We start from the raw sequence: 17,046 nt of genomic DNA on the forward strand, positions 1-17,046 counted from the left end.
AGACGAACATGAAGATCGGTTTTATCGGACTGGGTCACATGGGCGCGCCGATGGCGCTGAACCTGCTGAAGGCCGGCCATGAAGTCCATGCGTTCGACCTGAGCGCCGATGCATTGCGCGCGCTGCAGGACGCGGGCGCACAGGTGGCTGCATCGCCGCGCGACGCGGCGACCGGCGCGGCATTCGTGATCACGATGCTGCCGGCTGCACCGCACGTGCGCTCGGTGCTCGCCGGCGAGAACGGTGTGCTGGCCGGCCTCGGCGCCGGCGCGACCGTGATCGATTCGAGCACGATCGATCCGGCCAGCGCGCAGGCGTTCGGCGCGCTCGTGCGCGAGCACGGCGGCGCGTTCGTCGATGCGCCGGTGTCGGGCGGCACCGGCGGCGCCGCGGCCGGCACGCTGACCTTCATGGTCGGCGGCAGCGATGCCGACTTCGAGCGCGTGAAGCCCGTGCTCGCGGGGATGGGCAAGAACATCGTCCACTGCGGCGCGACGGGGATGGGGCAGGTCGCGAAGGTCTGCAACAACCTCGTGCTCGGCATCTCGATGGCCGCCGTGTCGGAGGCGATGTCGCTCGGCGTCGCGCTCGGCATCGACCCGAAGGTGCTGGCCGGCATCGTCAACACGTCGACGGGCCGCTGCTGGAGTTCGGACACCTACAACCCGTATCCGGGCGTGATCGACACCGCGCCGTCGTCGCGCGGCTACAGCGGCGGCTTCGGCACCGACCTGATGCTGAAGGATCTCGGTCTCGCGAACGACGCCGCGAAGCAGGCGCGCCAGCCCGTCTATCTCGGCGCGCTCGCGCAGCAGCTGTACCAGACGATGAGCAGCCGCGGCGACGGGCAGCTCGATTTCTCGGCGGTGATCCGCCTGTACCAACCGGCCACGAAGAAGGACGTCTCATGATCGAACTGGACTACGTCGACGACGGCGCGATCGCGTGCGCGACGCTCAAGCGTCCGCCCGCGAACGCCTTTACCGCCGACGGGCTGCAGCAACTGCAGGAAACCGTCGCCGCACTGAATGCGAATCCGCGCGTGCGCGCGCTGGTGATCACCGGCGACGGCCCGAAATTCTTCAGCGCGGGCGCCGACCTCAACACGTTCGCCGACGGCGACCGCGCGGTCGCGCGCGCGATGGCTGCGCGTTTCGGCGCGGCGTTCGAGGCGCTGCACGACGCGCGCATCGTGACGATCGCGGCGATCAACGGCTACGCGATGGGCGGCGGCCTCGAATGCGCGCTCGCATGCGACCTGCGGATCGCCGAGACGCACGCGCAGATGGCGCTGCCCGAACCGTCGGTGGGCCTGCTGCCGTGCGGCCTCGGCACGCAGACGCTGCCGTGGCTCGTCGGCGAAGGCTGGGCGAAGAAGATCATCCTGGCCGGCACGCGCGTCGATGCGGCCACCGCATTGCGGATCGGCCTCGTCGAGGACGTGGTCGAAAGCGGCGCCGCTCGCGATGCGGCGCTGGTGCTCGCGCGCAACGTCGCGCGGCAGAGCCCGCACGCGGTTGCGTACAGCAAGGAGCTGATCGGTCTCGCGCGCCGCGGCGTGCCGCGCAGCGCGGCGCTCGCGGTCGAGCGCGAGCGCTTCGTCGACCTGTTCGACACGAACGATCCGCGCGAAGGCGTGGCCGCGTTTCTCGGCAAGCGCGCACCGCAATGGCACACCGACGGGGAGTCGCAACGATGAGCACACCGGTCATGACTCAAGACAGCTTCGCGCAGCCGGCACCGGAGGTGCTGTTCCGCGTGGTCAACCGCGTCGCGCTCATCACGCTGAACCGGCCGGCCGCGCTCAACGCGTTGTCGTATCCGATGATCGGCGAACTGGCCGCGCTGCTCGAGCGCTGCCGCACCGACGACCAGATCGTCGCGGTCGTGCTGCGCGGCGCGGGCGAGAAAGGCTTCTGCGCGGGCGGCGACGTGCGCGCGCTCTACAAAATGGTCGCGCAGCGCGACACGTGGCTGCCGTTCTTCGTCGACGAATACCGGCTCGACTACGCGATCCACACGTTTCCGAAGCCCGTCGTCGCGTTGATGGACGGCGTGACGATGGGCGGCGGGATGGGGCTTGCACAAGGCGCGGCGCTGCGTGTCGCGACCGAGCGCAGCAAGATCGCCATGCCCGAGACGCGCATCGGCCTCGTGCCCGACGTCGGCGCGACGCATTTCCTGTCGCGCATGCCGGTCGAGCTCGAGCTGTACGTCGGGCTGACGGGCGCGCTGCTGTCCGGCGCCGATGCGTTGAGCGCGAAGCTCGCGGATCTGTGCGTGCCGTCGTCGTGGCTCGATACGTTCGAGACGCGCATCGAAAGCGTCAAGTGGGACGGCGACGTGCTGCCGGCGCTGCGCAAGGTATTCGAGCCGCCGTGCAACGTGGTGCCGCATGCGGCGCTCGACAGCCAGATGGCGTGGATCGTCCGTCACTTCGACAAGCGCTCGACCGTCGAGCGGATCGTCGCGACGCTGAAGCAGGATCTCGCGCGCGACGAGTTGTCGCGCGAACATCGCCAATGGCTGCAGGCGACGCTCGACGCGCTGACCGGCCATTCGCCGACGATGCTGTGCGTGACGCGCGAAGCGCTGCTGCGCGGCCGCCAGATGACGCTCGCCGAGTCGTTCCGGATGGAGCTCGGCATCGTCGCGCGCGCGATCGAGGAGGGCGACTTCTGCGAAGGCGTGCGCGCGCATCTCGTCGACAAGGATCGCAAGCCGCGCTGGGCGCCGGCGGCGCTCGTCGAACTGCGCGCCGAGCGCGTGCGGCATTTCCTGACGTCGCCGTGGAAGCTGTTCGCGCATCCGCTCGCCGATCTCGGCGCGGCGTGATGTGACGTGCAGTGATGCGATGATCCGACGCGCCCGTGCGGCGCGTCTTTTTCAACCTGCCTTCTTGATGCTCGGCCGTTCCGGTCGCTCGATCATCGGCGGCACCGCCTGCACGAGCGCATCGATCACGCAACGCGTCTTGCGCGGCAGGTAGCGCGTTTTCGGCCAGATCGCGTGGATGTCGCCTTCGCAGACGAAGCAGCGATCGAGCACGACGACCATCTCGCCGCGCTTCACGTATTGATCGAGCAGCCAGCTCGGCAGCCATGCGATGCCGAACCCCGATGCGCCGGCCGCGGCGATCGCCTGCACGTCGTCGAAACTCAGCTGGTGCGGCATGTCGATGTGCACCGTCGAGCCGTCCGGCGCACGCAGGTACCACGGCTGCACGACGCCCGAGCGTGAATACGCGACGGTGCGATGGTGCTTCAGATCGTCGAGCGATTGCGGCATTCCGTAGCGCGCGAGATACGACGGCGCCGCGCCGAGGCTCCCGTACTGCGTGCCGAGCCGCCGCACCGCGAGGCTCGTGCTGTCCGCGAGCGGGCCGATCCGCACCGCGAGATCGATCCCTTCCTCGACCAGATCGACGAACCGGTCGGTGATCGACACGTCGATCCGCAGATGCGGATAGGTGCGCGCGAGATCGAGCACGATCGGCGTCACGCAGTGATGCCCGAACGCGAGCGGCACGCTCAGCCGCAGCTTGCCGCGCGCTTCGTTGCGGCCGCAATCGAGATCGGCTTCGGCCGCTTCCAGTTCCGCCAGCGCGCGCACGCAACGGTCGTAGTACGCCTGGCCGTCGTCGGTCAGGCTCTGACTGCGCGTCGTGCGCTGCAGCAGCCGTGCACCGAGCCGCTTCTCCAGCCGCGCGATCGCCTTGCCGACCGCCGAGCGCGTCATGTCGAGCCGTTCCGCGGCGAGCGCGAAGCTGCCGGATTCCACTACCTGGACGAAGGTCGTCACGCCATCGAGTCGGTCGGTCATAGCGGGCTGCGGTGATTGTGTCCTGTGGTTCCCCAGTCCGGTGAAACAGGTGCGTCAATGGGGAGTGGAATTCTCACTATAGTACCGATTCCCGCCCGGCGTGCGTCGCTGGCCTTCAGGCCGCCCGCTCGCGGCGAATCCTTTTTACCTGGAGGCGCGCGGCCGTTGCGGGCCGTCGCGCAATATGCATGACGCTATCCGACTCCCGCAGGAATGCGGTCGCGCTCGCGGCCGTCTGTCTCACGTCGCTGATGTTCGGCCTCGAAATCTCGAGCGTGCCGGTGATCCTGCCGACGCTCGAACACGTGCTGCATGGCGACTTCAACGGCATGCAGTGGATCATGAACGCGTACACGATCGCGTGCACGACGGTGCTGATGGCGGCCGGCACGCTCGCCGACCGGTTCGGCCGCAAGCGCGTGTACGTGATCGGCACCGTGCTGTTCGGCGCGACGTCGCTGCTGTGCGGGCTTGCGCCGAACGTGCCGGTGCTGATCGCGGGCCGTCTGCTGCAGGGCGCGAGCGGCGGCGCGATGCTGATCTGCCAGATCGCGGTGCTGTCGCATCAGTTCCGCGAAGGGCGCGAGCGCGGCCGTGCGTTCGGCATCTGGGGAATCGTGTTCGGGATCGGCCTCGGGTTCGGGCCGATCGTCGGCGGTGCGATCGTCGCGCTCGCGAGCTGGCCGTGGGTGTTCCTGGTCCACGCGCCGCTCGCGGCCGTCGCGCTCGTGCTGATCGGCGGCGCGGTGCAGGAGTCGCGCGATCCGCATGCGGGCACGCTCGACGTCGCGGGCATCGTCACACTGTCGCTCGCGGTGCTCGGCCTCGCCTTTTACATCACCCAAAGCGCGGCGCTGGGGTTGGCGAGCGCGGCCGGCCTCGGTGTGCTGGGCGCAACCGTGCTCGCACTCGCCGGCTTCTTTGTCGCGGAGCGCGTGAGCGCGCGGCCGATGTTCGACTTCTCCGTGTTCCGGATTCGCGCGTTCACCGGTGCGATCTTCGGCTCGATGGGGATGAACTTCAGCTTCTGGCCGTTCATGATCTACCTGCCGATCTGGTTCCAGGTCGCGCTCGGCTACGACAGCGTGACGGCCGGTCTCGCATTGCTCGCGTACACGCTGCCGACGCTCGTCGCGCCGCCGTTCGGCGAGCGGCTCGCGCTGCGCTACGGGCCCGGCGTCGTGATTCCGGGCGGCCTGTTCACGATCGCGGCCGGCTTCGCGCTGATGCGGATCGGCAGCGGCGTCGAACACGCGAGCTGGATCACGATGCTGCCCGGCTGCGTGATCGCCGGCATCGGGCTCGGGCTCACGAACACGCCGGTCACGAACACGACGACGGGCGCGGTGCCGAGTTCGCGGGCCGGGATGGCGTCGGGCATCGACATGAGCGCGCGGATGATCTCGCTCGCACTGAACATCGCGGCGATGGGCTTCGTGCTGGTCGCGGGGATCGTCGCGAGCCTGAAGGCGGGTGTCGCCGCCGCGATCGATGCGGGGACGCTGCGCACGCTGGCCCAGCAGATCGCGTCGGGCCGCACCGACGGATTGCAGACGATCGCGCCGGCGCTCGCGCAGGCCGACCCGACCGGCGCGGCACTGCACGCAGCGCTCGTGCACGGGTTCGGCTGGGTGATGGTGTACGGCGCGGTGGGCGTGGCCGTGCTCGCGACCGCGAGCGCGGTGGCGTTCGCACCGGCGCGGCGTCGGGCGGCGGTGTGTGAATGATGCTGCGTGGCGGGGCGCGCGGGCCCGCTTGCCGTCAGGGGGGACCGCCGCCCAGCGCGCGGTAGAGCGTCATCTGGTTGTTGAGCCGGTTCAGGCGTGTCAGTGCGTCGGCGCTTTGCGCGTCGCGCAGCCGCTGCTGCTGGTCGAGCCACGGCTGCACGGCGGTCGCGCCGGCCGCGAATTGCGCGGCGGCCAGCCGTTCCGCGCGCTGCGCCTGCGTCAGCGACAGCGCGCGCTGTTCGGCCTCGCGTTCGAGCTGCACGCGCGCCGACAGCGCGTTCTCGACTTCCGCGAGCGCGGTGTAAAGCCGCTGCCGGAACCCGACGACGGCTTCCTCGTACTGCGACTTTGACACCTTGATCTGCAACTGCATCGTGTTCCACTGGATGAACGGCAGCGCGAGGCCGAGCCCCAGCGTGCCGACCGGGTTCGCGAGCACGCGCTCGAGGCTTGTGCTCGACGTGCCCGCGCTACCGGTCAGCGTGAAGGTCGGGTAGAAGCTCGTTCGGGTCGCATCGACCTGCGCGAGCGACTCGCGCAGCCGGAACTCCGCCGCGCGCACGTCCGGGCGGCGGCCAAGCAGGCTGGCCGGCAGGCCGGCCGCGACCTCGGGCGGCGGCGCATCGGGCAGGGCCGCAGGTTCGGCGGCGAGCTGCTGTGGCGGCCGGTCGAACAGGATCGCGAGCGCATGACGGTTCTCCGTGCGTTGTTGGATCAACTGCGTCTGCGCCGCGCGTTGCACGGCCAGGTTCTGTTCGGCCTGCGCGAGACCGAGCCCCGACACGGCACCGGCCGCGTGACGCGACCTGACGATTGCGAGCGTGCGCACTGCATACGCGGTGTTCGCGTCGCCGAGCGCGATTTGCCGGTTCAGATAGCCGATCCGCCAGTACAGCGACGCAGTCGTGCCGATCAGCGACAGTCGCGCGGCTTCGAGATCGGCGGCGGTCGCGTCCGCTTCCCAGTGCGCGGCGTCGCGCAGCGCGGCCAGCCGGCCCCATAGGTCGATTTCGTAGCTGAGCGATCCGGTGACGCCACTCGACCTGCTCATCCGGTGCGTATCGAGTGTGCGCGACACAGCACCGTTCGCGTCGAGCGATGCGGTCGGCGTGAGGTTCGTGTCGACGAGCCCGGCCCGCAGTTGCGCGCGGGACACGCGGATCGCCGCGATCGCGAGATCGTTGTTCGCGCGCAGCGCGTCATCGATCAGCGCATCGAGCTGCGGATCTCCGAAGCTACGCCACCAGTCGCGTGTCGCAGTCGGAATCGTGACCGGTGCGTCGGCGGACACCGGCGCGGCCCAGTTCGCGGGTATCGCGACCGCGGGCAGCGGTGCGTGGTGCGCGCCCGTGCAGCCGGCCAGCAGGGCGGCCGCGCACGCGAAGGCGCCGACGCGGTGAAGCGATGAGGATTGCGTCATGGTCGGCTTCCGTCAGTCGCGCGCGAGCGCGTCGATCGGATCGAGCCGTGACGCGTTGCGCGCCGGCATGAAACCGAAGATCACGCCGGTGAGCGTCGAGCAGACGAAAGCGGTCACGATCGCGCCGGCTGAGAACACCATCTTCCATTGCTCGACGAACATCGAGAACACCGCGCCGAGCACGAACGACAGCGCGATCCCGATCGTGCCGCCGAGCAGGCAGACGAGCACGGCCTCGACGAGGAACTGCTGCAGGATGTCGGACTGGCGCGCGCCGACGGCCATCCGGATGCCGATTTCGCGTGTGCGCTCGGTGACCGACACGAGCATGATGTTCATCACGCCGATTCCCCCGACGACGAGCGAGATCACCGCGATCAGCGACAGCAGCAGCGTCAGCGACTGGCCAGTTTTCTCAACGGTCTTGACCACGCTGTCCATGTTATACGTGAAGAAGTCCTTGCGGCCGTGACGCTGGATCATCAGTTGCTCGAGGCCTTTCTCGGCGGCGGCGCTCGGCTGCCCGTCGCGCACTCGCACGGTGATGCTGTCCAGATGGCGCTGGCCGAACACCCGACCGCTCGCGGTCGTATAGGGGACCCACACGTTCAAGCTCTTCGCGCTGCCGAACGCGCTCTTCTTGTCGGCCGCGACGCCGATTACGACGCACGGCACGTTGTCGACCAGGATCACTGCGCCGATCGGATTGCCGGTCGTGCCGAACAGCTTGCGGCGCGTGTTCTGGTCGATCACGGCTACCTGCGCCTGGCGGCGCACCGCATCGTCGTCGAACGCGATGCCGAGCGCGAGATGCATCCCGCGTGCCTGGAAGAAGCGGTCGCCGACGCCGCTCACGAGCGCGTTCACGTCGACGTTGCGATAGCGCAGCAGCAGCGTGCGCGATGTTTCGGGTGTCGCGCTGTCGACGTACGGCTGCTCGGCGAGCGCGGCGACATCGGCAGGCACGAGCGTCTGGATTGAATCGGCGCGGCTATCGCCCCAGTCGGTGCCCGGATAAAGGTTGATCGTGTTCGTGCCGATGCTGCCGATCTCGTCGAGCATGTAGCGCTTCGCGCCTTCGCCAATCGCGATGATAGACACGACCGACGTGATGCCGATGATGATGCCGAGCATCGTCAGCAGCGTGCGCAACCGGTGCGACACGAGCGCGATCCAGGCCATCCGGCAGGCTTCGGCGAAGCGGCCGGTGCTGGCGGCGAAGCGCCGCGCGCGCGGGTCGATTGCGGCAGGCGGCGTTGTGTCGTCGGACGTGTAGCCGTGCGTCGACACAGTGTCGGATGCGGCGTTCTGCGGTGCCGATGCCATGCCGAGGCCGGCTTCGGCGAGCGCTTTCGCGTAATGGCGATTCGGCCGGTCGGCGACGATCTCGCCGTCGCTGATTTCGATGATGCGCTGCGCATGACGCGCGACCGCCTCGTCGTGCGTGACGATGACGATCGTATGGCCGAGTGCGTTCAACTCGTGCAGGATACGTAGCACGTCCCGGCCACTTTGGGTGTCGAGCGCGCCCGTCGGTTCGTCGGCGAGGATCACCTGGGCGCCGTTCATCAGCGCGCGTGCAATGCTGACGCGCTGCTGCTGACCGCCCGACAGCTGGCCGGGCCGATGATGCGCGCGATCGGCAAGTCCGAGGCTCGCGAGCAGTTCGCGCGCGCGCGTGTGCCGTTCGGTTCGCACGATACCAGCATAGATCGCCGGCATCTCGAGGTTCGCGACCGCGTCGAGATGAGGCAGCAGATGATAGCGCTGGAACACGAAGCCGAAATGCTCGCGGCGCAACTGCGCGAGTTCATCGCCGTCGAGCATGTGCGTATCGCGGCCGCCGACCATGTAGGTGCCTTCGCTCGGATGGTCGAGGCAGCCGAGGATGTTCATCAGCGTCGATTTGCCGGAACCCGACGCGCCGACGATCGCGACGATTTCGCCCGCGTCGATTGACAGGTTCACGTGGTTCAATACGACGACGTCCTTGTCGCCGGCCGGGAAGCGACGCGTGACGTCGGCGAATTTCAGCAGGGGCGCGCTCATCGTCACACCACGTCCGCGAGCGGTGCGTGCTCGTCCGCGGCGGCTTCGCCGATCACGACGCGCTCGCCGTCCTTCAGGCCCACGAGCACCTCGACGCGCACGTTGTTGTTGATGCCGGTGCGTACCGCGCGCGTTTCGGTGCTGCCGTCGGCGCGCAGCACGCGGACCGCATAGGTACCGTCCTTGTGTTTCTCACCGAGTGCAGCGGCCGGCACGCTGAGCACGTTGCGCGCGTCGTCGAGCACGATGCTGACCTGCGCGGTCATCGAAATGCGCAATCGATGCTCGGGATTCGGCACGTCGAACAGTGCGTTGTAGAACACGGCGCTGTTCGGTTTTGTGCCGCCTGGAGTACTTTGCGTGTCGGCGTAGTTCTGCGGCGCCGGTTCGATCGCGCGCAACTTGCCGTAGTGACGCTTATCCGGTTCGCCGAGGATCGTGAAATACGCGGTCTGCCCGGCTCGCACGCGGATCACGTCGGCTTCCGATATCTGCGCCTTGACGGTCATCGTGTCGAGCTCGGCGAGCTTCAGGATGACCGGTGCCTGTTGTTGCGCGATGACGGTCTGGCCTTCCTGGGTGACGATCGCGACAACCTCGCCGTCGATCGGCGCGACGATGCGCGTATAGCCGACGTTGGCCTGCGCGGTCTCGATCTCGATGCGCGCCGAGCGGATCTGTGCAGCGAGCGACGCGAGCGTCGCTCGCTGCACGTCGCGCGCCGCGCGTGCGGTTTCGAAGGCTTCGCGCGACGTCGCATCGTCGGGAAGCATTGCCTGTTGGCGACGGAACGCGAGCTCGGCCTGCTTGTACTGCACGGCGGTCGATTCATACTGCGCGCGCAGGCTTTCCTCGCTCGCGGCCGCCTGACGCAGTGCATTCTCGGAAATCACCGGATCGATTTCGGCGAGCCATTGGCCCTTCGTGACCTTGTCACCGAGCTTTGCCTTCAGCGATTTCAACTGCCCGGACACCTGCGCACCGACGTCGACCTGCCTGAACGCCTGCAGTACGCCGGTCGCGAGCACCGCGTTTTCGAGATCGCTGCGCGTGACGTAAGCTGTCAGGTACTGCGGACGCTTGTTTGGCGCGAATATCGTTAGCGCTATGACAGTGGGGACGACGACACTGATAGCCAGCACGATGAGTCTGTTGCGGATTTTCTGATTCATGAGAATGCGGCGATGATGAGACTGGCGTCGGCTGCGTGAAGGCTCAACCGGGATGATCCGGCTAGCGTGGTACGGCGTGCAGTTTGATCGATGTCGGAAACTGGTGGGTATCGCGCGGCGGTGACGATTCAAGTCGGTCGGCTATGGCAATCGCGGCAATTTGGTGAATTTGTGTCGGAATTATGCTGAATTGTGCCGGTGGTGGCGCCTGAACGGATTCTGAGCATTGTCATTGTTGCAATGTGTGAAATGGGCAGACCCAAGCGTGAGCGCGACGACAACGGCTGTGTGATTTCCCCCTGCAGGGAGCGGGAGCGACAAAGAAACGTTTCCGGCGCCGCTAGTGGCAGGCGAGGTTGGACGGTCGACGTGGCTATTTTCGATCAATCTTGTCGGTCAGATCTCTTCCTGAAATAAATCCCGCGACTCTTTCGCCAGAAGGCAGGAATGTGGTTGGTGTTCCCTTGATGTTGAGTTTCTTTCCCAGCGAAAGGAGTTCGTTTGTGACGGCCGGCGGGCAAGCTCTGCGAGGGGGAGTGATTTTCCCGCGCTGAACCCATTGCTTCCATGCCAGGGATCGGTTATCGGCGCAAAGAATCATTCCAGACTTTCTGACCGAGTCGGCAGAAAGGATGGGGTACAGGAAAATATATATGGTGGAATTTGGGATTTTGTCTAATTCCGGACTCATCTTTTTGCAAAACGAGCAGTTTGGATCGAAAAATGTTGCAAGTACTCGCGTGCCGGTTCCATTTTTTATCTTTATCGAGTGCTGAAATGGAAGCTCATTTATGCCTATACTGTTGATTTTGTTGAATCGAGTTTCGGTTAGATTTTCCTGGCTGACGGTATCAAGCATATTTCCGATAATGATGCGGGATCCGGATGGGTTGCTGTAGAAAATTCGTGAGTCTGCGACTATTTCGTATAATCCTTCGATTCCGGATGGGGAGACGGTCTCAATTTTTAGCTCTGGAATTTTGACTTGTAAGGCCCGCTTCAAAAACAGCTCCTCCTGAGCGGAAGCAACATCGGAGTGCACTGTGGCAAGGGCGATCGCCAGGAGTGGTGTAGCATATGGTTTCAAATAATTTGACATGGTGCGTGAAATTTGTGATCTGAAGGCATGCCGAGGAGTTATGAGGTGGTTGCTCGTATCAGGGTCTGTGCGACGCTGATGTCCGCTTGTTTTTCTATTGCACCGCCCGCGAAAAATTTTTCGAGTCGGTGATAAAAAAATATGTCACCTGGGGATGCTTGCTTCTCAGAGTCAAGTTTTTCCATGATGCGCCATACCACCATCGGCGAGGGTTCCCATTCCCTGCTTATGGAGTCGATGATGTATTTGTCGAAGTGCGACGATGGGATCGACCGAATTTTTCCAGTGCTGTCGATCAATCTAAAATCTGAATTTTCGTCGACCAAGGTATCCCATTCGTGGGTATAGGTTTTAATGTTGCTTGTGTTATTTTCTACGGCATCATTGAGGAGTCTCGTAAAACTGTGAGGCCCGGCGGCGGAGTTGATCGCGTTTTCGGGAAGCTGAATCAAGAAGAATTCTGACATTCTTTGTGACGTCACCCAATGTCTAAAATTCGCATGTTCCTCAGATGATAGAAAATTCATCCACGCGAAAATTTCTACGTCTTTGTCGATTGTTTGGGTTTCGATTGATAGATTTTCTGGAATATAACCGAGGTGCTCGAGAAACCATGCCGAAAGCGTGCTGGCGTTGCGATTCTTGAGTGGACCGAAATGCCAATTTCCACCGATAAGGACGCATGATCCCGTTAAATTTTTGTTTGAAATTTCTAGTGAAATGATGTTGAAGGAGGTGGTCGAGAATGTTGCGTGGATTATGTTGTGATGATCTTTATTGGGGGTCATCGGAATTCCTCAAATATTACTGAGATATTGTAGATTCGTCGCGCGCCAACGCTGGTCGACCTATAATCACCACCCTTGACGATACCGTCGTTCGCTCGCGACGAAATACATCATTGTTATTATACGGCGCATCCGCTTACCATCGGCCACCACCCGTTCGAACGATTGCAGTTGTTCAGGCAATCTCCGCATCGCGTCATGCCAGCATTTCCACCGGGCCTGCTGCCATACCGTTGGATACACATTGTGTAAAAGACAGAGCAGCTTGTAAATGCGCGTTGATTCGAATTGTTCGGGCCCTCGAGAATTTTGTTGGCAAGCCCTTCTGCGGCGGCGATGCCAGGTTGCAGCATGGAAATGACTACGCTGAAGGTAACTGCGGCAGAACGGATGCCTTTTCTTGTGAAGAAGCTTTGCTTGGAATACACCGAAACCTCCTTTGTTGCTGGTTGAGGGAAGGTAATGTTCCTTCGAAATGAAGTGAATGAATTTTTTGTGTGTCGTCTTCAATTTAGGATTCCTGTGTTGATAGATTAGTTTTTCATTTGGATAATTTTCAAGCGTTATCTTTTTTGAGAAAATGGGATTGTTGCAGAGTGTTATATTGCAAACATTGTTAAATTTTATTGGGGTGAATGTATTTTATTGCACCTTTTGAGCGACGGGACTGGGGCAACTGCTTGATTGGAAGCGGCGAGGTCGAAGCTTTTGAGCGAGTTCGGCTGCGAATGCACGGCGCCATTGACGACGATGCCTGAAGGTCGAGTCAGCTATGGCGAAGGCGGCGGGAGAGTTGATTGGTGACAGCGAATGTGTCGAACGGGCGATACTCGCGCTGGGACGCGCATGTTGAGGGGAATTTGCACGACGAGCTGTGCATTCGCGCCTATGCTGAACTCGACCCGAGGTCGTATCGATCACACATAGTTTCGATGCGCAGGATTTCTCGCGCCGCGTTGCGGCTAGAGATGTACCAAATCGGCGGGGGCAGTTGCGAACGTCGTCCGGGGATTGCTACCGTCGCGCAGTGCCATTTGCTAGATTCCGCGAACTTACACGCCGTCGCCGTGTGCATCGATCCTGCGTCGTGTGTCCGCGTCGACGATCGCGCGGATCGCGCGGAACAGCGGCGCCGCGTCGGTATAGCGCCGGCCGTAGCCGAGATTGAACGCGTAGTCGAAGTCGGGCGGATTGCTGCCCTGACTGTGCTGCAGGATCGTCTCCAGCTTGTCGAGCGCCTTCGCAGCGCGCGCCTCCGGCGATCCGGCGGCTTCGTATTCATCCCACAGTGCGACGATCTCGTTGCGCAGCGCGCGATCGAGACCGGCCGTCAGCGTCAGCAGGTCGTCGCGTTCGTGCGTGCTCTTGTGCGGATGCGCGGCCTGCTCGATCGCCGGGATGTCGCCGTGCAGCGCTTCGCCGAGATCGTGCACGATGCACAGCTTCAGCAGCTTCGTCGTGTCGACGTCGGGCAGCGCGTCGGCGAACACGAGCGCCATCAGACACAGCCGCCAGCTGTGCTCGGCCGTGCTTTCGGCGCGCCCGCGCGACGTATGGCCGCTGCGCAGCACGTCTTTCAGGCGTTCGGCTTCGCGCAGGAAATCGAGCCGCGCGTGGATCGTGTCGAGATTCATGGGCTGCGCAATGCTTGAATGGAGCCGCCAAGCGTACGCCGTACGCACGTACTGCGTCCACGCATGAAATATGCGTACCGCGGCGACCGGCGGGCGCGTTACAGCGTTTCGACGAGCCGCGCGGCCGAGCCGTCCGACAGCATCATTCGCGTCCATCGGCACGTGCTGCCGCGAATCGGTACGACGCGCGACGTATTGGTGCCGGTCGCGAATTCGACGCTCGGTGGCCCTGCGCGATCGTGCCAGCCGAGCGTGTCGAGCGCGGCTTCCATGCGGGCGATCTCCGGCGACGCATAGCGCCACAGCGACGTGCCGACGAGCGCCGGCAGCGGCCGCGAGAACTCGGCCGCGCGCGACGGCGAGCACGCGAGCAGACGGTGCGTGAGATCGCATACGAGGTGCATGCGCGCGGTGCTGCTCGCGATCAGCCGGGCGAGCGCGTGGTCGCCGGCCGAATCGAGTCGCGCGGCAAGCAGCCGCTCGGCGGTCGCGCGCTCGCCGGGCGACATTGTCAGGATGCCGGCCTCCCAGCGCGAGATCGTCGACTGCGTCACGCCGAACAGCTCGGCCGCGTGGCTCTGCTTCATGCGATGCAGCATGCGCCAGCGCTTCAGTTGCGGGCCGAGCGGCGGGGTATGAAGCGGCGAGATCGTCATGTCGATGCTCCGGTTTGCGGTCGTCGGGCGAGCGCATACATTGTGAGCGATTGTCACGACGGCAGCTGTCGTTACATGATCCGCAGGCCGCCGCTCGCCTGGATCGCGATGAGCACGAATGGCGCGAGCACGACGCCGCCTAGTGCGAGCACACCGTCGGCGGCGACCGTCACCGGTGTCGCGAGGATCCGCATGCCCATGCCGACAGCGGACGGCGATTCCTCGATGTAGACCGAGTAACGCTCGTTGAAGGTCTGTCTTGCCGCACTATCGTTGCCGGCGAAGCCCTCGGCCGAATAACGTTTGCCGGCAATCTCGCCTTCGAGCACGAGGCCGGCCTGCGCAGCCGTGAAACCATCGGCGGTTGCGGCCTGTTGATCGTCTGCCGATGCGTCTTTCAGTAACAGGATCTGGTAGTGGCCGGTCACGTTGCTGCCGCTTGCATGAAAGCCGGTGAACGCACTGCGGAACGACTTCCGGTAGCCTGACAGCAGCACGGGGCGCAGCGAGTCCGGCAGATCGAAGATGTAGTGGTAATTCGTGCCCATGACGACGAGTTTCTTGCCGTCCTCGGTGATGAGGAATTCGGATACTCGTTCGCGGTACGCGCTGTCCTTGTACAGTTTCGGCGTGAGACAGCCGGACAGCGGGACGCTGGCCGCAGCCATGCCGATGGCCAGCAGACGCCGGCGAGTGATCGATATACGCATTTCTTGTTGCCCCGTCTTTGCGGTATGGAATGGCTTTCGCCCTCGGAGGCGGGGATTCTCGCGTATCCGGCACATGTTGTCGAACGGGTTGACGGCGCGGTGTGGCGGCTCAAGGGCGAACGGGCCGGGTGGGGCGCGTTCGTGCGGCTGCTGCTCACCCCGGAGCTGTGGGTCGCCGCGCAGATCCGCAAGCGCGCGGTGACGATGGCGTGGACGCCCGGGCTCACCCTCGACTATGCGCGCGCGCTCAGCATGCTGGCCGATCCGCGGCCGTTCGCGTGGTGGAAGGTCGCGCGCTCGGCCGTGCGCGCGATCATGGCGTCGCGCCGTGCGTGGCGCGAGCAGGACAGCGCGGCGCTGGCGGCCGGTGGATCGGAAGCCGCGTCGGTGAAATAATCACGTGGCGCCGGACGAGGGCCCGGCGCGACACGGGGTGCGCCGCCGGCCGAGCCGGCCGTGACCCGCCATCAGAACCAGCTTGACGCATGACCATGAAACCCACGAGCGCATTCCGCCTGCTGATTCCCGTTTCCCTGGCGCTGGCGGGCGCCGGCCTCGCGCAGGCGAGCGTCGACGAGGTGCCGCGCATGAGCAACGACGTCTACCGGACGTCGGTGTCGTTTTGCGCGAACGTGCCCGCCGACGAGAAAATCGAATGCCAGGGCGACATGATCGCTGCGGGCAGCCGGATCGTCGCGGCGATCGGCGGCCTGCCGCCGTCGTCCGCCGTCACGATCGACGAAGCCGCACGCGCCAAGCTGCCGGCGGCGGAGCGCAAGGGGCTCGCACCCGTCGAACCCGGCACGATCGACAACGACGACGACCTGGCCGGGCTCGCCGGCATGGTGCGGCTGTGCGACGTATACGAGGCCGAACCCGCGTCGCGCGCGCGGCATCACGCGGCGCTGAAGCAGAAGGCGCCGGATGCGGCGCCGCGTGTCGAGGCACTGCTCGCCGACTCGTCGACGGCCGCGCGCCAGCGCGTGAGCATCGGCGTCTGGGAGATCCTCGCGCTCGAAAGCCCGGAGACGATCACGCGCGCGTGCACGCAACTCGGCACGTAAGCGCGTGCGGTCGTGCCGACGTCCCGCGATCGCGCAGGCCGGGCCTCAGGAAATGGTTCGCAAGCCTTCATATTCGTGCCACGTTGCGTCGGCAACAATCTCGGGCAGACATTCGACGATCTTGCGGCGCATCCCGCGACCGCAAGCCTTTTCCGAGGAAACGCCATGCTCAAGACGCTCGCCCGCGCCTCGGCCGTACTCGCCGTCGCATCCGCCTCGCTGCACGCCGTCGCGCAGACCGGCTACGACTATCTGTTGCTCGCCGCCTCGTGGGAGCCCGGCTTCTGCGCGTCGCACGACACACCGGAGTGTACGAATCTCGCCGGCACGTACGCGGCGACGAGCTTGTCGCTGCACGGCCTCTGGCCGAATCGTTGTGACGGCAACCAGCCGTTCTATTGCGGCGTGCCGCAAAGCGACATCGACCTCGACAACGCGCATCAGTGGTGCAGCATGGACGCATATCCGGTGAGCACCGCGACGCGCAGCACGCTGTCGACGTACATGCCCGGCGTTGCGTCGTGTCTCGACAAGCACGAATGGTTCAAGCACGGCACCTGCTCGAACTCGGCGTCGCCGGACACGTACTGGAACGATGCGGCGGGCATGGCCAGCCGGCTCGGCAACACGTCGTTCAACGCGTTCCTGCAGGCGAATGCGGGCAAGACGGTGACGCGCAACCAGCTGCTGTCCGCGTTCGAAGGCGCGTTCGGCAGCAACACGCGCAGCGCGGTGTCGCTGAAGTGCACGAAGACGAACGGCGTCAGCTATTTCACGGAGGCATGGATCGCGGTGAAGACGAATGCGACCGCACAATTTCCGAGCGCGGCGTCGCTCGTGACGGACGGCAATACGCAGGGGACGTGTCCGACGTCGGGCGTGTTCATCGCGAAGTCGAAGTAACG

At 64.7% G+C, this 17,046-nt stretch carries 15 protein-coding genes and 1 pseudogene; 7 read left to right on the plus strand and 9 right to left on the minus strand.

Features of this window, described 5'->3' with window-relative positions; translation table 11 throughout:
• The first annotated feature begins 8 nt into the window (after window positions 1–8).
• From mmsB to Q3A80_RS14610, 3 genes are read left to right on the plus strand one after another with little or no spacing between them, the layout of a single operon-like run.
• Complete coding sequence (mmsB, locus tag Q3A80_RS14600; RefSeq protein ID WP_446329672.1) at window positions 9–911, plus strand: 3-hydroxyisobutyrate dehydrogenase; 903 nt, start codon at window positions 9–11, stop codon at window positions 909–911.
• Window positions 908–1,699, plus strand: coding sequence for an enoyl-CoA hydratase (locus Q3A80_RS14605; RefSeq protein ID WP_446329673.1), 792 nt, complete (start codon window positions 908–910; stop codon window positions 1,697–1,699). Before mmsB ends, Q3A80_RS14605 begins: the two co-directional genes overlap by 4 nt.
• Window positions 1,696–2,835: an enoyl-CoA hydratase/isomerase family protein gene (locus Q3A80_RS14610; protein WP_446329674.1), complete on the plus strand. Its 1,140-nt coding sequence runs from the start codon at window positions 1,696–1,698 to the stop codon at window positions 2,833–2,835. The genes Q3A80_RS14605 and Q3A80_RS14610 overlap by 4 nt, the downstream gene beginning before the upstream one ends.
• 51 nt (window positions 2,836–2,886) lie before the next feature.
• On the opposite strand, the gene Q3A80_RS14615 is transcribed toward Q3A80_RS14610, so the two are convergent.
• Window positions 2,887–3,822 (minus strand): LysR family transcriptional regulator, encoded by a 936-nt coding sequence (locus Q3A80_RS14615; protein ID WP_446329675.1) that lies wholly within the window; start codon window positions 3,820–3,822, stop codon window positions 2,887–2,889.
• Between the two features lie 188 nt (window positions 3,823–4,010).
• On the opposite strand from Q3A80_RS14615, the gene Q3A80_RS14620 reads away from it, so the two are divergent.
• Window positions 4,011–5,549, plus strand: a complete 1,539-nt coding sequence (locus tag Q3A80_RS14620; protein WP_446329676.1) for an MFS transporter — start codon at window positions 4,011–4,013, stop codon at window positions 5,547–5,549.
• 34 nt (window positions 5,550–5,583) lie between these two features.
• Here the strand turns inward: Q3A80_RS14620 and Q3A80_RS14625 are convergent, their stop codons facing one another.
• From Q3A80_RS14625 to Q3A80_RS14660, 8 genes are all read right to left on the minus strand, one after another.
• Window positions 5,584–6,969: an efflux transporter outer membrane subunit gene (locus Q3A80_RS14625; RefSeq protein ID WP_446329677.1), complete on the minus strand. Its 1,386-nt coding sequence runs from the start codon at window positions 6,967–6,969 to the stop codon at window positions 5,584–5,586.
• A 12-nt stretch (window positions 6,970–6,981) separates the two neighbouring features.
• The gene (locus Q3A80_RS14630; protein ID WP_446329678.1) at window positions 6,982–9,018 is read right to left on the minus strand and encodes a MacB family efflux pump subunit; all 2,037 of its coding nucleotides are present in this window, start codon (window positions 9,016–9,018) and stop codon (window positions 6,982–6,984) included.
• 2 nt (window positions 9,019–9,020) lie between these two features.
• A complete protein-coding gene (macA, locus tag Q3A80_RS14635) occupies window positions 9,021–10,190 on the minus strand; it encodes a macrolide transporter subunit MacA (RefSeq protein WP_446329679.1) in 1,170 nt (389 codons plus the stop codon).
• A 373-nt stretch (window positions 10,191–10,563) separates the two neighbouring features.
• Window positions 10,564–11,289 carry a DsbC family protein gene (locus Q3A80_RS14640; RefSeq protein ID WP_446329680.1) on the minus strand — a complete coding sequence of 242 codons (726 nt, stop codon included), beginning with the start codon at window positions 11,287–11,289 and terminating at the stop codon, window positions 10,564–10,566.
• A 38-nt stretch (window positions 11,290–11,327) separates the two neighbouring features.
• Complete coding sequence (locus Q3A80_RS14645) at window positions 11,328–12,077, minus strand: DUF3658 domain-containing protein (RefSeq protein WP_446329681.1); 750 nt, start codon at window positions 12,075–12,077, stop codon at window positions 11,328–11,330.
• 1,052 nt (window positions 12,078–13,129) lie between these two features.
• Window positions 13,130–13,711: an HD domain-containing protein gene (locus Q3A80_RS14650; protein WP_446329682.1), complete on the minus strand. Its 582-nt coding sequence runs from the start codon at window positions 13,709–13,711 to the stop codon at window positions 13,130–13,132.
• Window positions 13,712–13,809: 98 nt separating this feature from the next.
• Entirely contained in the window at window positions 13,810–14,367 is a 558-nt protein-coding gene (locus Q3A80_RS14655) for a helix-turn-helix domain-containing protein (RefSeq protein ID WP_446329683.1), read from the minus strand.
• Window positions 14,368–14,438: 71 nt separating this feature from the next.
• Window positions 14,439–15,035, minus strand: coding sequence for a hypothetical protein (locus Q3A80_RS14660; RefSeq protein WP_446329684.1), 597 nt, complete (start codon window positions 15,033–15,035; stop codon window positions 14,439–14,441).
• Window positions 15,036–15,164: 129 nt separating this feature from the next.
• On the opposite strand from Q3A80_RS14660, the pseudogene Q3A80_RS14665 reads away from it, so the two are divergent.
• The 3 genes and pseudogenes from Q3A80_RS14665 to Q3A80_RS14675 all read left to right on the plus strand — a co-directional run.
• Window positions 15,165–15,473: pseudogene (locus tag Q3A80_RS14665) on the plus strand (DUF308 domain-containing protein); the annotation flags it as partial.
• Window positions 15,474–15,568: 95 nt separating this feature from the next.
• Complete coding sequence (locus tag Q3A80_RS14670; RefSeq protein ID WP_446329724.1) at window positions 15,569–16,141, plus strand: hypothetical protein; 573 nt, start codon at window positions 15,569–15,571, stop codon at window positions 16,139–16,141.
• A 165-nt stretch (window positions 16,142–16,306) separates the two neighbouring features.
• Window positions 16,307–17,044 (plus strand): ribonuclease T2, encoded by a 738-nt coding sequence (locus Q3A80_RS14675; protein ID WP_446329685.1) that lies wholly within the window; start codon window positions 16,307–16,309, stop codon window positions 17,042–17,044.
• The last annotated feature ends 2 nt before the right edge of the window (window positions 17,045–17,046 follow it).

The organism is Burkholderia sp. SR8 (genome assembly GCF_052851275.1).

What these genes read in the sequence shown, in the direction of transcription:
- mmsB (WP_446329672.1), top strand. Translation starts at nt 9, where the DNA reads ATGAAGATCGGTTTTATCGGACTGGGTCACATGGGCGCGCCGATGGCG.
- Q3A80_RS14605 (WP_446329673.1), top strand. Translation starts at nt 908, where the DNA reads ATGATCGAACTGGACTACGTCGACGACGGCGCGATCGCGTGCGCGACG.
- Q3A80_RS14610 (WP_446329674.1), top strand. Translation starts at nt 1,696, where the DNA reads ATGAGCACACCGGTCATGACTCAAGACAGCTTCGCGCAGCCGGCACCG.
- Q3A80_RS14615 (WP_446329675.1), bottom strand. Translation starts at nt 3,822, where the DNA reads ATGACCGACCGACTCGATGGCGTGACGACCTTCGTCCAGGTAGTGGAA.
- Q3A80_RS14620 (WP_446329676.1), top strand. Translation starts at nt 4,011, where the DNA reads ATGACGCTATCCGACTCCCGCAGGAATGCGGTCGCGCTCGCGGCCGTC.
- Q3A80_RS14625 (WP_446329677.1), bottom strand. Translation starts at nt 6,969, where the DNA reads ATGACGCAATCCTCATCGCTTCACCGCGTCGGCGCCTTCGCGTGCGCG.
- Q3A80_RS14630 (WP_446329678.1), bottom strand. Translation starts at nt 9,018, where the DNA reads ATGAGCGCGCCCCTGCTGAAATTCGCCGACGTCACGCGTCGCTTCCCG.
- macA (WP_446329679.1), bottom strand. Translation starts at nt 10,190, where the DNA reads ATGAATCAGAAAATCCGCAACAGACTCATCGTGCTGGCTATCAGTGTC.
- Q3A80_RS14640 (WP_446329680.1), bottom strand. Translation starts at nt 11,289, where the DNA reads ATGTCAAATTATTTGAAACCATATGCTACACCACTCCTGGCGATCGCC.
- Q3A80_RS14645 (WP_446329681.1), bottom strand. Translation starts at nt 12,077, where the DNA reads ATGACCCCCAATAAAGATCATCACAACATAATCCACGCAACATTCTCG.
- Q3A80_RS14650 (WP_446329682.1), bottom strand. Translation starts at nt 13,711, where the DNA reads ATGAATCTCGACACGATCCACGCGCGGCTCGATTTCCTGCGCGAAGCC.
- Q3A80_RS14655 (WP_446329683.1), bottom strand. Translation starts at nt 14,367, where the DNA reads ATGACGATCTCGCCGCTTCATACCCCGCCGCTCGGCCCGCAACTGAAG.
- Q3A80_RS14660 (WP_446329684.1), bottom strand. Translation starts at nt 15,035, where the DNA reads ATGGCTGCGGCCAGCGTCCCGCTGTCCGGCTGTCTCACGCCGAAACTG.
- Q3A80_RS14670 (WP_446329724.1), top strand. Translation starts at nt 15,569, where the DNA reads ATGAAACCCACGAGCGCATTCCGCCTGCTGATTCCCGTTTCCCTGGCG.
- Q3A80_RS14675 (WP_446329685.1), top strand. Translation starts at nt 16,307, where the DNA reads ATGCTCAAGACGCTCGCCCGCGCCTCGGCCGTACTCGCCGTCGCATCC.